11 protein-coding genes, 1 tRNA gene and 1 rRNA gene are annotated in these 14,890 nt (G+C 45.2%); all 13 read right to left on the bottom strand.

The window, feature by feature from the left end:
- Nucleotides 1–156 (bottom strand): 16S ribosomal RNA (locus G636_RS0104665); the annotation flags it as partial.
- Between the two features lie 372 nt (nucleotides 157–528).
- The gene (locus G636_RS0104670; protein ID WP_026507087.1) at nucleotides 529–1,752 is read right to left on the bottom strand and encodes a DUF5711 family protein; all 1,224 of its coding nucleotides are present in this window, start codon (nucleotides 1,750–1,752) and stop codon (nucleotides 529–531) included.
- 94 nt (nucleotides 1,753–1,846) lie between these two features.
- A complete protein-coding gene (locus tag G636_RS0104675; RefSeq protein ID WP_026507088.1) occupies nucleotides 1,847–2,914 on the bottom strand; it encodes an aldose epimerase family protein in 1,068 nt (355 codons plus the stop codon).
- Nucleotides 2,915–2,926: 12 nt separating this feature from the next.
- Nucleotides 2,927–3,526, bottom strand: a complete 600-nt coding sequence (gene recR, locus G636_RS0104680) for a recombination mediator RecR (RefSeq protein WP_026507089.1) — start codon at nucleotides 3,524–3,526, stop codon at nucleotides 2,927–2,929.
- On the bottom strand, nucleotides 3,526–3,888 hold the full coding sequence (locus tag G636_RS0104685) for a YbaB/EbfC family nucleoid-associated protein (protein ID WP_026507090.1): 363 nt from the start codon (nucleotides 3,886–3,888) through the stop codon (nucleotides 3,526–3,528). The genes recR and G636_RS0104685 overlap by 1 nt, the downstream gene beginning before the upstream one ends.
- A 13-nt stretch (nucleotides 3,889–3,901) precedes the next feature.
- Nucleotides 3,902–5,797: a DNA polymerase III subunit gamma/tau gene (dnaX, locus tag G636_RS17320; protein ID WP_081668268.1), complete on the bottom strand. Its 1,896-nt coding sequence runs from the start codon at nucleotides 5,795–5,797 to the stop codon at nucleotides 3,902–3,904.
- Nucleotides 5,798–5,973: 176 nt separating this feature from the next.
- Nucleotides 5,974–7,194 carry a GGDEF domain-containing response regulator gene (locus G636_RS0104695; RefSeq protein WP_026507091.1) on the bottom strand — a complete coding sequence of 407 codons (1,221 nt, stop codon included), beginning with the start codon at nucleotides 7,192–7,194 and terminating at the stop codon, nucleotides 5,974–5,976.
- A 333-nt stretch (nucleotides 7,195–7,527) separates the two neighbouring features.
- Nucleotides 7,528–8,043 carry a flavin reductase family protein gene (locus G636_RS0104700; RefSeq protein WP_026507092.1) on the bottom strand — a complete coding sequence of 172 codons (516 nt, stop codon included), beginning with the start codon at nucleotides 8,041–8,043 and terminating at the stop codon, nucleotides 7,528–7,530.
- A 73-nt stretch (nucleotides 8,044–8,116) separates the two neighbouring features.
- Nucleotides 8,117–8,203 (bottom strand) — tRNA-Ser (locus tag G636_RS0104705).
- A gap of 48 nt (nucleotides 8,204–8,251) precedes the next feature.
- Nucleotides 8,252–11,611, bottom strand: coding sequence for an SbcC/MukB-like Walker B domain-containing protein (locus G636_RS0104710; RefSeq protein ID WP_026507093.1), 3,360 nt, complete (start codon nucleotides 11,609–11,611; stop codon nucleotides 8,252–8,254).
- A complete protein-coding gene (locus G636_RS0104715; RefSeq protein ID WP_026507094.1) occupies nucleotides 11,608–12,306 on the bottom strand; it encodes a DUF4194 domain-containing protein in 699 nt (232 codons plus the stop codon). Before G636_RS0104715 ends, G636_RS0104710 begins: the two co-directional genes overlap by 4 nt.
- Before the next feature lie 5 nt (nucleotides 12,307–12,311).
- Nucleotides 12,312–13,778 carry a Wadjet anti-phage system protein JetA family protein gene (locus tag G636_RS0104720; protein WP_026507095.1) on the bottom strand — a complete coding sequence of 489 codons (1,467 nt, stop codon included), beginning with the start codon at nucleotides 13,776–13,778 and terminating at the stop codon, nucleotides 12,312–12,314.
- 20 nt (nucleotides 13,779–13,798) lie between these two features.
- Nucleotides 13,799–14,878, bottom strand: a complete 1,080-nt coding sequence (locus G636_RS0104725; protein WP_035778812.1) for a hypothetical protein — start codon at nucleotides 14,876–14,878, stop codon at nucleotides 13,799–13,801.
- Between the last annotated feature and the right edge of the window lie 12 nt (nucleotides 14,879–14,890).

Below are 14,890 nucleotides of genomic sequence, written 5' to 3' on the forward strand. Positions count from 1 at the left end.
CAGTACGAGGCAGGTTACCCACGCGTTACTCACCCGTCCGCCACTAAGTTACTCAAGATTCTGCCGAAGCTTCATCAGCGAGCAACTCCGTTCGACTTGCATGTGTTAGGCACGCCGCCAGCGTTCATCCTGAGCCAGGATCGAACTCTCACTTTAAAATTCGATTCGGTTCAGAATTACACTAGCTGTAATTCTGCTTTCCGTTTACTTTTGGTTTTGGTTCTCTGAAAATAACTTTGCTTCTTACTAGAAGCTTGGAATCTTCAGGGTTGCATTGCTGTTCAGTTGTCAAAGATCATTCTGCTTTGCTTTGTCTTGGCTCTTGTTTCTCGTGAGCCGCAACGTGTTATATCTTACCTCGCCGTCAGCTGTGTGTCAAGAACTTTTTTAATATTTTTTAAAAAGTTTTTTCACACCGTTTTTATCGGCGAGTGATGTTTAGTATAGCATCTGGATAATGCTTTTGCAAGAAGAAATAAATCAAATCATATGTCTTTTTTTAATCCCTCTCAAAGCCTGCTTTTGGGCTCACCTAAGTTCAATCTCTTCTATACTATTCGCGGAGATCATAGTGAACCTGCTCCTGCTCCTACCCGGAAGTAGAGCCTGGATGGGCTTATCAAAACTCCCCTCATATTTCTTGCTTCCATCTAGTCCATATAGTATCCAGTCCCTATCGTTATAGATAACGAACTGATCGTCAGAAAAGAACATTCCTGTATAATTTATATCAAAGGGCATCTCCAAGATCTTGCTACCCTTTGTATTATATACAGACAGCTCATATTTACCCTCTAGACTCCTGCCGGTGCCTATGATCCCTGCATATTCAGAGCTGTAATATATGCTCAATATCTCCTTTTCACCTGTAAGCTCAGTAACGGGATTATTGGGCACATCAGAACCCTTGAAGAAGAGCACTCTGTCATCGGTAACAGCCATATTTGTATCTTCATTAATAAATACATTGAACGGTATCACGTTACCCGGGTACTTAAAAGAGCTGACCATATTATCCGTTTCATTCTGGCCCACATCTCCAAAATTATAGAATGTCATCCTGCTCTCAACGTCATCACCGTTTACACCCAAATATGCGCAGCCTACCAGCTCTCCATCAGGAGAAATACTCACGGAAAGAGGGTATCCGCTATTGGGCATTGTGGCCTTTATGGCAGCCAGCTCATTACCTTTAGAGTCATAGAGTCTGACCCTGCTGATCTCCCCGTCCGAGAGAGTAGCAGCTACTACCCCCTTTGCAGATACTGTAAAATCGTTAATTGGCAGATTAGTAGAGATCTGACCCATGCTGCCTTCTTTGCCTGCCACATATATGGTATTGCCACCGTGGTCTCCCACTGCAGCTGTTTCACCGCAGGTCCTTACAATAGGAGACTGCATCTCATAAGTCACATCCCACAACACACTCCCATCGGGAGCAATACAGCTCATACCATCTTTACTGTATCTGATGGCGTTCTTACCTAGTGCCAACACGGTGGATCCTTCCATTCCGCTAAGAGGGCTTGTGCGAACTACACGCATTTCCGTATAGGATCTGCCTCTCCAATTTATATATATAGCCGTAATAATGGCGACCGTAGCGGCCGCCATCAGTATTCCACGGTAAAAAACCATTACCCTATGGCTTCGGATCTTCTCTTTATAAGAAGGTTCCCCGGCATCTAGTGTTTCTTCCTCTTCCAGTTCCGGGTCTTCTACATAATCTCTGAAATTTCTAACCTGCGCCATTATCATCCTCCATGCCCGCATCAAAGGGTGCCGGCATATATAGCATGGGACCCTGCATTTATTATCTCAGGATCCCACGCCTTAGTTTTTATTCTCAACCGAATTTATATACAGTCTCAGAGTCATAGGGCTTATCAGGGCCAAATACAGGAGTCACAAAATTCTCCTCATTGATAGCGTTGGGATAAAACTGACTTTCAAGACAGAAACCATCTCTTATGGAATATGTCGCCCCATCCTTGCCCTTATGAGTCTCAATAAAGTTACCAATATAGAACTGAAAGCCGGGAAGAGTGGTATATGCATGCATGGTGATCCCTGTTACAGGATTTGTCACACAGGCAAAGCTTCTGAGCGCACTCTCATAACGCCCCTCTTTGTCCACAGCTCCATCCACGCAGAAGTTATGATCATAGCCTCTGCCAAAACGCAGCTGTTCATAGTCTTCAGCCGCATCCCTTCCAATGGGCTTAGGCTGAGTAAAGTCCATAGGAGTACCTTCAACAGGCAATATCTCGCCTGTAGGGATAGCTTCTTCATTATGTACAGGAGTAAAATAAGACGCATTAAGCTGCACTACATGATCCAGTATCTTGCCGCTGTCATGACCGCCCAGATTGAAATAGCTATGGTTAGTCATGTTGATAAGAGTATCCTGGTCTGACTCAGCATGATAATGGATCCTGATCTCGTTATCCTCACTCAGGCTGACTTCAACTGTAAACAATCTGTTTCCCGGAAAGCCCATCTCGCCATCTTCCTGTTCAAGGCTAAATATCACGCCGTTATTGGTCTCTTTAGCTTCCCATACCCTCTTATGAAATCCCAGGTCAATATCTGTGTGCAGATTATGCTTGCCGGAATTATTAACAGACATATGATATGTTCGGCCGGCAATCTGGTACTGGGCACCGTTTACACGGTTAGCACTGGGTCCAATAGTAGAGCCAAAGAAAGGCTCATTGACATAATACTCGTCCAAACTATCATAGCCAAGGACCACATCCCTCTTTGCCCCATCCTTATCAAACACATAGACATTACGAAGTATAGCACCAAAATTAGTCCATACCATTTCCATGCCATTGTTGTTGCTGACATGATACAGATATACCGGTGCTCCGTCTTTGGTTTCTCCAAAAAATTCTCTTTTAACTCCCATATTCCCCTCCAATTACAGTTCTGTCCTGCCCTCTAATGCACGGAGCAGTGTTACCTCATCAATATATTCCAGGTCCCCTCCCACAGGGACACCACTGGCTATCCTTGTCACCTTGATACCTGAAGGCTTGATCAGTTTACTGACATACATCGCAGTAGTCTCCCCTTCCAGACTCGAGCCCGTCGCCAGGATCACTTCCTCTGTATCCTCGGTTTCCAGTCTGGTGATCAGTTCCTTTAACCTGATATCTCCCGGGCCTACGCCCAGCATTGGTGATATAACGCCTTGAAGCACATGATATAAGCCCTTGTATTTGCCCGTCCTCTCATATGCAGCCAGATCTCTGCTGTTCTCCACCACCATGATAGTTGAATGGTCCCTGTTCTCGTTTGAGCATATAGGGCACAGAGCAGAGTCAGTAAGTGTACAGCATTTTTCACAATAATGCACATGCTCTCTGGCATCCGATATGGAATCCGCAAGGCGCTTTACCCTGTCCTTTGGCATATTGATTATGTAAAAAGCAAGTCTCTGGGCAGTCTTCCCCCCAATACCCGGAAGAGAAGACAGCTCATCCACCAGTCTGTTTACATGACCGCTGTAGAGATCCATCAGAAACCAAAACCTCCGCCCAGTCCGCCAAGGCTGCCAAGGCCGCCTGTCATCTTACTCATAGCTTCTTCGCTTGCCTTTTCAGCCTGAGTCATGGCTTCATTAACTGCTGCCACGATCATATCCTGGAGCATCTCCACATCTTCAGGATCTACTGCATCAGGTAATATCTTGACAGCCTTTAACTGCTTTGAGCCTGTCACTGTAGCCTCTACTGCGCCGCCCCCTGCAGCTGCAGTAAATTCTTTGGTCTCAAGCTCCTTCTGATTTTCTTCCATCTGGCGCTGCATGCGCTGTGCCTGCTTCATGAGATTATTCATATTACCCGGCATTCCTCCCGGGAATCCACCTCTTTTACTCATTTATAAATCCTCCTTAATCTTCTTCCTGATCTTCCATTTCTTCTCTGGCCATTTCTTCTGCCAAGAGAACAGCCTCCTGGTCCGGCTCTTCTTCGTCGCTTTCAGAGTAACCAATGATATCTTCTTCCTCGTCCGTCGAAGGAGCTTCTTCATCAGCCATGTCATATCCCTTTAGTCCGCTCAGATCTTCATCAGGAACATCTTTAGTATCATCCGGCTGAGTAGGCGCATCTTCTGCAGCAGCAGCATTCTGAAGAGCCGTATCCTCCTTACTGTCATTTACAGGATAGGCTTCCTCTTCTTCCATCACTATCTCAGCATTGATAAGCCCCTTATCCTGCAAGGTCTCAAGATCTACATAATAATCTTCAAAGGCTTCGCCGTTTCCTAGCACCTTGAAATCCACAGGGACCTGCTTGCCGGTGATATTGCCCAGTTCCTCCATCAGTGCCTCTTTGTGATCCATGATCACCTTGATGCTACTGGTCACATCCCCTGACTGGAATACTACAAGGAGCGAGTCATCTGCTCCCAGGGACAGCCTTGGTCTGTTCTTTACAAACATAGACTTCAGCATGGGATCTTTTAGCTTCTGGGTGATGGAATGAAACTCAGCTACGATCTTTTGTATATCTTCAGGCACTGCCCTGTCAAGCCTTGGCGGCTCTTTACGAGCGATAACAGCTTGGCCTGCTGCCGCAGAAGGCGCTATTGCAACACCCTCCTTCTCAATCCTGGCAACCTGATTTCTTATCTCCCTGTCATGGGACTCCAGGATTCTGATCCTGTCTGTAAGTGCCTCTGTATCATCTCCGTCAGACTCAGGCTTGCAGAGCCTTATGATCGCCATCTCTATGAGTATCCTCTTCTGAGCTGCCAGCCTGATAGACGCAGATAGCTCAGAGAATATCCTGATATATCTCATAATGGTATCTATATCCGCATCCTGGGCCTGCTGCTTTAAAAGCTTTAAATTATCTCTGGATATATCTACAGCATCCTCCATCTCATCAGAAGCCGATACCAGCATCATGTTTCTAAGATACCATACAAAGTCATTGACGAACTGAGTCAGCTCTCCTCCCTGAAGCACCACATCTGCCAGTATGCTGATAGCAGCTGACGCATCAGATCTGTACAGAGCATCAAAAAGAGAACCAAAGACCTGTGTATCTACGGCTCCCAGTACGTCCAATACTCTCTCATAGGTCAGCTCTTCGCCATAATGAAAAGCAATGCACTGATCAAGAAGACTTAAAGAGTCTCTCATAGAGCCGTCAGCAGCTCTGGCTATAAATGACAATGCCTTATCCTCGGCATTGACATTCTCAGCTCTGGTAACCTCCGCCAGTCTGTCCTTTATGGTATCCATGGTGATTCTGTGGAAGTCGTAGCGCTGACATCTGCTGAGTATGGTAATAGGTATTTTCTGTACTTCAGTAGTAGCCAGTATAAAGAGAACATATTCCGGAGGCTCTTCCAGCGTCTTGAGCAGCGCATTAAACGCTCCGGTAGACAGCATATGGACCTCGTCTATGATATATACCTTCTTGCGGGCTACAGAAGGAGAATAGGATATCTCATCAATGACAGTCCTGATATTCTCCACACCGTTATTGGATGCCGCATCCATCTCCACTACGTCCACACACCTGCCCTCAGCTATAGCCCTGCAGGTCTCGCACTCGCCGCAGGGATTGCCTCCTACAGGATTCTCGCAGTTGACCGCTCTTGAGAGGATCTTGGCAACAGAAGTCTTACCTGTTCCTCTTGTACCGCAAAAAAGGTATGCATGACCCACTCTGTCAGAGAGGATCTGATTCTTCAAGGTCGTAACAATATGATCCTGTCCTTTTACATCATCAAATGTAGGCGGACGGAACTTTCTGTATAAAGCTGTATATGCCATTTATTCACCTGTATCTGTAATGGGATTCCCCAGTTAACCTTTCATTCCCAGTCAGTAAATTATAACACATAAGGGGCTCCTAATCGAGTGATAGCCAAAAAGAACAGGCCGCCTTATATATTATTATAAGACGCGCCTGTTCAAATAATTGTCTTTGCTTATTTTATAACAGTTTTTCAGCCTTTAACGATCCCAAGTTCATAATCCTTATGAGTCTTGGACCAGAGAAAACGGATCCTCTTAATAGCCAGATCCCTGTTACCGCCGTCGGTTCCGGTCAGCAATACTGTATATGTGGAATTATCGGACTGGGTGATCACATCGGCCGTCCTCAGATTCTGTTTTAAAAATGACAGAAGCTCCCCCCGGCACTTGTCATTGTTGCAGCCAACATTGGTGACAAATAACACCGACTTGGATATATGGACCCTGTCATTGCTGCGTCCCAAAAACTCAACAATATTATCAAAATCACCATTGCTGACCAGCATAGCTCCGGAATCAGCGTCATCCTCCGAATCCCCCTCGTCAAAGAACTTATAAGAGCCTCTGCCTGATCTCTTAACATCATAGAGTGCTTCGTCAGCACGCTGATAAAGCTCAGCAAAACTCGTAGCATCAGAAGGGCGAAGAGAAACACCAATGGAGACAGTAACATCATATTTTTCCAGGTCTTCATTGGTACGCTCTATGATCCTGCGAAGCCTGGGGACTATGATCCTCCTGTCCACGCAGCCCTTGAAAAAGAGCACAAACTCATCTCCACCAATCCTGGCTGTAATATCATCGCTTCTGCTGAGCCTGCTGATAGTCCTGGCAAATATACAAAGTGCCGCGTCACCTGCCTCATGTCCGAATCTGTCATTAACATTTTTAAAATGATCCAGATCCAGCAGACAGAAGGTCCCTTCCACATCATCAGCAAGAGAGTCAATCTTATTCTCAATATATCTTCTGGTATATACACCTGTCAGATCATCGGTGACAGCCATGGTCCTGAGACTGTTCTGAGCCTTTACCACCCTGATCACATTGTTGACCCTCTGTAATAGTACTTCTGCATCAAAAGGCTTGCGTATATAGTCTGATGCACCATCCTTGAGCACCTTACTCTCAGCATCAGTCCCATCAGAGGATGTAACAGCTATATATGGTATTCCCTTTGTCTTCTCCTCTTCATCAAGCCTGGCCATCATCTCAGTACCGCTCATCCCGGGCATCATTATATCTGTCACTATGAGCATGGGTCTGTGTTTAAGGGCGATCATAATACCTTCCTCGGGAGAAGCTGCGCATTGGCACTCAAAATGATCCTTCAGCTTATTTTTTACATAGTTAAGCTGAACAGGATCATCATCTACTATTAGTATGTAATCACTTCTTCCGGGTATATACATATAAGACCTCACCAGTGCTATATTCTGTCCACACTTATTATTTTATAATCAGCAATATAGATTTCAAGTGTTTTGTCGCGAACAAAGCTTAAGTCGTCTTATAAGAGCACTTACTTGCACCACATTTTCATTATCCACATACAAGTTTTCTACCTTACTTTTTTTCGGATAATTTTTCATCTACTTTAGTTTCCAAAACCACCAATTATATTTATTCAAACATGTTAAATATTTACAAGAAATATTCATTTTCAATACTGGCCATTTAGCCATTCTTTTATAGTCAAAACAGAGCATTAAAAAACGGGCAGCACTCGCTGCCCGCCGGATCATTCATCTCACCAGTATCTTGACTACTTCACCCATGTATATATTGTGAGCATCTCTGTCTGCATAAAACTGATCCGCAATACTCTTGTCCAGAATATCATCTATATCCATGGGAAGCTTGATCAGTTTTCTGCAAAGGATGACTGTCCCCGCTTCATCAATATAGGGAATGTCCTCATCCTCATCAACATCCACTCCAAACCTGCACCCTGAGAGCTTGTCTTCATTTCTGCCCGAAGCCGTTCCCAGATATTTGTATTCCCTGCGATAATTCTCATAATTGAGGAAGCTTATGGAGAAGCCATCGGTAGCATCAAGGAGTTCTCTGGTATACCTGCTATCCCTGATATATATAGTCGCAACATAACGATTCCATATATAACCAAATCCACCCCATGACACAGTCATGGCATTGGTCTTGCCATCAGCAGCTGCTGTTACCAGCGCCATATTATGATCTGTAAACTTGAACTGATTAGGGATTGTATCCTCGACATTAACGGGCTGAAAAAAATGCATGTAATACCTCCTGACAGAAAACTGTTCTTAAGAGAATATATTTGTAGCTTCACTCCAAAAATCATGCATAAAGCGGAGTGGGTGGGATTCGAACCCACGTGCCGGAAACCGACAACCGCATTTCGAGTGCGGCTCATTACGACCACTTTGATACCACTCCCCCTCAGAGTCTGAGCTATTTTATTATATAACCCTGGCCCAGCCCTCGTCAATTCATTTCAGCAAGAGCCTCCTTGTCAAAAAAGCTCTCTACATAGCTGCTCTTATCGTTATACATCATCACAATATCAGTAATATCAGCCTTTGGAGCGATCACCTTTACTTTCTCGGGAACACAGCAAAATATAGGTTGCAGGTCAAAACTCCTTAGCAGATCTATGGAGGCTGCTATCTTGTTTTCATCCATCTTGTTAAAGGCTTCATCCAGTATGACTATTCTCAGCGTATTCTCCTTGTCCGCAGCCCTTACCTTCTGTGCTATAGCAGCAAACATAACAATATAGTAGGGCGTCTGGATACCTGAACCCGACTCATCTCTGATAACATCAGACATATATTTGGTAGAGCCGCCATGATCTATGGACGCCAGATCCAGATGCAGATATGTGCGGTAATCAGTATACATCTCCAGCTTTTTTTCCCTGGATATACGCTGCTCCTGGGTCAGATTCTTCTCGTCCATTATCAGCTGCAGGAGTTCATCCAGCTCCTGCCTGTGAGCCTCTTCAAAGGCACCTGAGAATATGGATATTCCTCCATAGCCCGGCATATCAGGCTCCACTCTTACCAGATTGGGATCCATGAACATATCATAGAAGCGCTCATAGCTCTTTTCTTTTTCGTGGATCAGCTTGTATTTCACATTACCAAACCACCTGGTAGTCAGCACCTCATTTACCGCATCGATCTGCTCCTGAGCCTGCTGGATATTGGCCTTGAGCTTGCCTATAAATTCCACCTTGAACTCGCTGGTAGCCCTTTCTGCAGCTCTTGCTATCTCATCTTCAAAGTTCACAAAGCCGCTTTCTCTGAGCCTTATCAGCTCAGTATCAAACTCTTCATTGTCAAACTCTCTGTCAGGATCAAAGCCTGCAGTCTCCTCCTGATTGTAGAGGCTCCTGAGCCTTCTGACCAGAGAGAAGCGCTTCTGGGAAGAAAGAAGAGCATCCTCTCTCATCTTGTTATGCGCATCCCTGATCTTTTTCAGATTGCCTCGTCTGTTCTGACCGGCATCCTCTCTGATCCAGGGGTCTCCCTCATTTGTCCTCCAGCTTGCGGAGAACCTCGAAGCATCCATAGCTTTCTCTTCCAAAAGCTCATATTCCTCTTTGGCTATGCGGAGCTTCTTTTCTTCGGATTCAATCCTGGCTGCTCCTCTTCCAAGCTCTGTGCCTGCAGCCTCCATCTGAGAGCTTACTTCTTCCATCCTTGCATTCAGACCGGCCAGTTCGTTCTTTAATTCAGCATCCCTTGTTGTATCCACGCTTCCTATCTGACGCAGCAGTTCAAGGGACTCTTCTTCAAGTTCCCTGATATCCTCAGCATGAGATATGGCAGCCGCATAGAAATCCTCATCCGCAAGATACCTCTCCAGCTTGCCCGGGCCTGTTATGGTCATACTGGCTGTGATCTCATCTATTTTTTCTTCAAGCTTTGCGAGCTCTTTTTCAATCTGCTCTGCCTGCTGCTGGGCAGCCCTTCCGCCTATAAAGAGTGCGGGAACAGAATTTTTGCCTCTGGTCACAAAACCCTTGTAGATCAGAAGGTCCCTGGTAATAGAGCACTTGTGTTTATACAGATCCGTAGCAATATCTACCTTGATGATGTAGCCCAGCTTATAGTCCACATAAAGCCTTGCATCTTCATTATCTGTAACTACCTCTTCAGAAAGGGCACCCTTCTCTACATTTCTCTTCCAGCCGCTCCTTATCCTCTCTGCGTCTATGAGTCCGGATCTGTATGCTCTGAGCCTGTCCTTATTTGCCCTGTATATCTCCAGAGCCTTGTCGTAGTATTCTGATGGAATAAGAAGGTCAAACCTTTGGTTATCCAGATAGCCCTCCACGGCATTTTGCCACTCAGGGTCCCTGATCTCCAAAAGGTCTGCCAGGATGTCTATCTTTATTTCCTTATGATAAAAAGAAGATAATTCCTTTTCCAAAAGCTCCTTCATAGCAAGGCTCTCCTTGGGATAGGGCTTTTTATTATCCAAAAGGGCACTTTTCTCCTCCTTAAGAGCCCTTTGCCTCTCCTTAACTTCCTTAAGCTCGGCACCCAGCCTGCTATGATAAGCCACTATCTCCTGGTAGAGTTCGCCCAGCTTCTCATTGGCATCTGCCAGGTCAAAAGATGAAAGAGCTTCTTCAGAAATATTCTGCGCCTTGTCAAGGAGCTCCATATATTCAGAGCCCACTGTAAATCCAGCATTTTCAGCCTGCATCAGGAACATAATAAGACTTCCTGCACGGGATGTGATGGTCTTATGGACTGCTGACAGATTGTCCTCGTAGCCTTTTCTTTTTTCATCCAGATCTTTTTTCTTCTCTTCAAGACTCTTCCTGATCTGGGCAGTATCAGACCTTCCCAGCTCCTCATGTACGTGGCCTATCTTGTCCCTGAGCTTTGTGAGCTTCTCGCTCCTGACCTTGTTCATAGCCCTGGCCTGCTCCATATCCATGGACAGCTGCTCTATAAGCTGAGTGGAAGCCTCCATCTGGCTTTCCAGGATTTTCTCTTCATCTCTTATAAGGGCATAGTCCAGTTTTTTGGTAAGCTCCACGTCCTCGTGATAAAGGGCGTAGCTCTCGCGAATCTTCTCCAGCTTTTCTATACGCCTTCTGGAAGACTCTGCCCTGTCCTTCAGGTCATAATAGTCATGTATGGTGCTGCGGATAGAGCTCAGATCTACATTTTCCGTCACCGAACAAATAGAGTCTGTGATAAAAGAACCTATGTTGAGATTCTCACCTATACTGCAGGATACAGCAGCCTTAAGAAGGGCTATATAGTCAGATCTCACCTGACCATAGGATGCCATGATATATTTGGAATACTCTGTATCTGTATAGAAGCTGTAATTCTCCTCGCCAACATAACTCTTTAGATAGCGCTTTAGCTCCCCTATGGACATGACCACATCATCAAAGATAAACTCATTGTCCGGGATCCCCTTGCCCCTGTATGAAAACCATCTCTCACTTCTTCTGGTATGATCCTGAGGGCAGTCAGCCACAAAGCCGTTGCAAAAGTACCTGTCCTTAACATCATCCTTAAATTCCAGTACAACATAAGAAGTAAAGATGCCTTCGTGACGCAGGAACTTCTCCTGATTATTTGCAGCCCAATAACCATAGAGATACTTCTCTACGTTTCTGGCTGAATGCTTGTCCGCTGCCTTGTTGAAGATACCCTTTTTTCGTCCTGTCAGCACCATCATGGCAGCATCAATGATCTGCGATTTACCCGCCTGATTGGCTCCCGAGAGTAGTGTCACATCTCCCACCGGTATCAAAGTAGGCTCGTCAAACTTGCCCCAGTTATATACAAAAATCCTAGTTAATCTGATCAATTCTCTTCCTCCAATACTTCCATGAGCAGCTCTTCAACCTTTGCAGAAGAGACAAGATGCAGGATCGCCGGAGTGATCCTAAAGACAGTAGCGGGATCCTTCCATTCGCCCTTGCCCTTATCAATGATATTAAAGTGCACCAGGGTCTTGAAATCCGCAGCCATCTGCTGCTTATTGGAGGAGATATCCACCCCCAGATTATCCTTCAAAAAGCGCACAGTCTCTCCCACAGAGGAGGTAATCTGGGAGGCAGTTATGCTGTCAGAATATTTCTTTTGATATATACAGCGCAGAGCCAGAGCTATCCTGGTACTGTTAGTATTAAAATGATACCTTGCTTCGTCAGATTCATTCTCCAGGGCAAAGAGTCCGTTGTCCTTATCATGGACAAGGTTAAAGCCGCCCATCTCAAAATACAAAGACAAAAGGTCATAATTTGCCAGGATAAAGATATAATCCGCATTCCTTGACATCAGTCCCGTCTCTGTCTCATAATCCATCTGCAATACATAGGTGCCGGACAAGAGAATCCTGACCACCCTTTGAAAATACTCTCTGTCAGAAGCCTTAAGACGTGTATAGAGCTCAGTCACTCCTCTGCCTTCCACTTCTTCTATATATCCGCCCCCGGATGAACTGCTCCCCGGAACATCAAAGCCATACTGGCCGTCATCATTGTCCATATAAGTGCTCATCTGATCTATACGACTCCTTCCTTGTCTTCCTTCCTCTCAAAGATCATGTCAGGGACACAGTAGCCCCCTACTTCTATAGTCCTCTCCGATTTTTTGCAGCTGTAGCTGCCGCTGGCAAAGCCGTAGAGCCCGGCCATGATCAAAAGAGTATAATCTTCCTGGGTAAAATCCTCCATCTCCTTTATGATCTCGCCTGTCTCCATGCGTTTTCTTCCATGCATCTTCTCAGCCACATATTTTCTGGCATCTGCCATGGTATAGCCGCCAAAGCTCTTCTCAAGAAACTTCCTGCTGGCATTTTCATTCTTCTCATGATGAGGACGAAGCAGAAGCTTTGGAGCCTCATCTGACTCCTTAGGCCTTGCCACATCACTCCTTAGCGATCTTTCATCCACAAATACACTGTCTGTAGCTGACAAGCTGCCGCAGACTTTCTGCTTGTATTCCTCATCTTCATCCATATGTTTCATGACTCTCACGATCTTGCTCACAATAGAATGATCGCTCCTGAGATTATGGATGACAGCCTGAGTAAAGCGCCTGTTATAATCCGCATTTCTGTCAGTGATCTCATCAATCTTGTCACCGGCAGTCCTGAAGGTCCTGATGATGTAGTCTATCCTTCTTCTGATCTCCAGTACCGCATCCTCTTCATCCATTCCCCTGAGCTTAAAAGACTGATCGCTCCTTGCCATCTGCCTGATCAGATCAGGATCCTTTTCAATCTCTGCCACGATCTTTTGGATATCGCCTCCATAGAGCGCGATGGAATCGGAAGTCTTGAGGGGATGATACCAGGCGTCAATAACACTCTGCTCGCCACCCTCTTTAAACCTGGCTTCCAGCATATCCCTTACATGCTCATCCATTGCATGCTCCCGGTAATATTTGCCTATGAAATAATAGAGATTCCTAAAAGCCTTATTAAGCTCACCTGCATTGTCAGATGCTATCTTAAGGGCCCTTCCCATGATCCCTGCCCTGTGCTCAGATCTTTCGCCCTCTGCAATCCTCAGGACAGCATATGAAGCAAATACATCGCTACCTTCAGCCTCATTCTTGGGCTGAGTCTGATGATAGAGCATCTCCATAAAATCCGAAGCATAATCCGGGATCACAATGCTTTTCTCAAATCCCTGCTTGGAATCCTCTTCCAAAAGCCATCCCCTGCTTATAAGCTTCTTTACGAGAAAAGAAGCCCTCCCCGGCAGGGACGAGAGTTCCTCTGCCGCTTCTACCCCATCCTCTTCATCAAGATCAGCTTCCAGATTGGCAGCCTCAATAGAATTTTCCAGAGAGATCAGTATCTGCTCTTTCAGCTCCTTTTTGTCTATGGTAAGCTTGTCCTCAAAAGCAGCCCTTACCACAAAGAGCGCAGACAGATACAGCTCCTTGTTTGGCGAAGCCAGTATAGTAAAAAAATCCCGCGGAACATTAGAAAAAAAGTTCGCGGACATAGTCTTATAATCCATTCAAACTCCTTTAAATCCCTTTAATAGTTATAGAGCGCGTCATAATCCAGTCCCAGATATAACTCTTCTATATTTGTAAAATAGTCTTCCACATCCTCTTTCATGAGCCTGTGGAAATCCTCTGCCATCCATTCCAGTATCCTGTCGCTGATATCTCCGCTGTAGTGGATAAGATCCGAATAATTATCGTTGTCCATGACAATATCCGTCTCTTCAAAAAATGCAAAGAGATGAACATTATCATATTCTGTCAGCATGGATGCGATCATCTTCATCATCTCAATATGCTTTGTAATTTCGCCGGGCGCCACATGATACACATACCAGTAGGCTCCGGAGAAAGGCGGGAAGAAATAATAGAAATCCACATCAGGATGGGCTTTGACATTGGCAATAAAATTCTGCTCTATACTGTCTTTTAACATCTGCTCTTCCTGATCAGACAGTCCCTTTCCCGACTGAGGGCTCTGCCCCGGATGATCAAGATCCTTCATCACATGCTCTGCTCCCAGAGGCCTGTCCTCCGCAAAGCGCATATAATCATCAAAATCGTCAGGTTTTCCTTCTTTAATAGTCTTCTCCAGGACCCTGGGCACCCATGTGTATATCACCTCTCTGTTGAATATATACTCACAGTCATTAAAAATATTATTATCGTATAAGTAGGAAGGATCCGGAGCATCGGGATTTCTGTAATCCTTGTCCTCCATGGCAAAATTCTGGTCAATGGATCTGATCACCATTTTAAGATCCGGATTCTCTGTAAGGGCTGTCCTTTCCGCATCTGCTATCTCTTTAAAATATCCGCCACCAAAGGTAACCTTGACAAAGTTTCCCCCAAAGAGCCTGTCAGCATCGGAAGCCCTGAAATTCTCGCACATGGAAGTGCCTGTGATAATGGAATCATAATCAAAATGCTTCATGATTCCATCATTCTGACATCTCTCGTTATTCAGGATATAAGCGATCCCTTTTGTGGGCGCATGAAAATGAAACCAGGGATCTATGATGATCACAATAAGAGCCTGAATGATCAGCACTGTCACAAGGACAGTCAGCATATTCTTAAACCATTTCTTCCAGTTAGGATCAGAAGTCATTAGTATTTCTCC

The sequence above is a fragment of the Butyrivibrio sp. MC2013 genome (genome assembly GCF_000424585.1).
Taxonomy (GTDB): Bacteria; Bacillota; Clostridia; order Lachnospirales; family Lachnospiraceae; genus Butyrivibrio.

Excerpts from the sequence above, each read along its gene's own strand:
- G636_RS0104670 (WP_026507087.1), bottom strand. The coding sequence starts at position 1,752 with ATGGCGCAGGTTAGAAATTTCAGAGATTATGTAGAAGACCCGGAACTG.
- G636_RS0104675 (WP_026507088.1), bottom strand. The coding sequence starts at position 2,914 with ATGGGAGTTAAAAGAGAATTTTTTGGAGAAACCAAAGACGGAGCACCG.
- recR (WP_026507089.1), bottom strand. The coding sequence starts at position 3,526 with ATGGATCTCTACAGCGGTCATGTAAACAGACTGGTGGATGAGCTGTCT.
- G636_RS0104685 (WP_026507090.1), bottom strand. The coding sequence starts at position 3,888 with ATGAGTAAAAGAGGTGGATTCCCGGGAGGAATGCCGGGTAATATGAAT.
- dnaX (WP_081668268.1), bottom strand. The coding sequence starts at position 5,797 with ATGGCATATACAGCTTTATACAGAAAGTTCCGTCCGCCTACATTTGAT.
- G636_RS0104695 (WP_026507091.1), bottom strand. The coding sequence starts at position 7,194 with ATGTATATACCCGGAAGAAGTGATTACATACTAATAGTAGATGATGAT.
- G636_RS0104700 (WP_026507092.1), bottom strand. The coding sequence starts at position 8,043 with ATGCATTTTTTTCAGCCCGTTAATGTCGAGGATACAATCCCTAATCAG.
- G636_RS0104715 (WP_026507094.1), bottom strand. The coding sequence starts at position 12,306 with ATGAGCACTTATATGGACAATGATGACGGCCAGTATGGCTTTGATGTT.
- G636_RS0104720 (WP_026507095.1), bottom strand. The coding sequence starts at position 13,778 with ATGGATTATAAGACTATGTCCGCGAACTTTTTTTCTAATGTTCCGCGG.
- G636_RS0104725 (WP_035778812.1), bottom strand. The coding sequence starts at position 14,878 with ATGACTTCTGATCCTAACTGGAAGAAATGGTTTAAGAATATGCTGACT.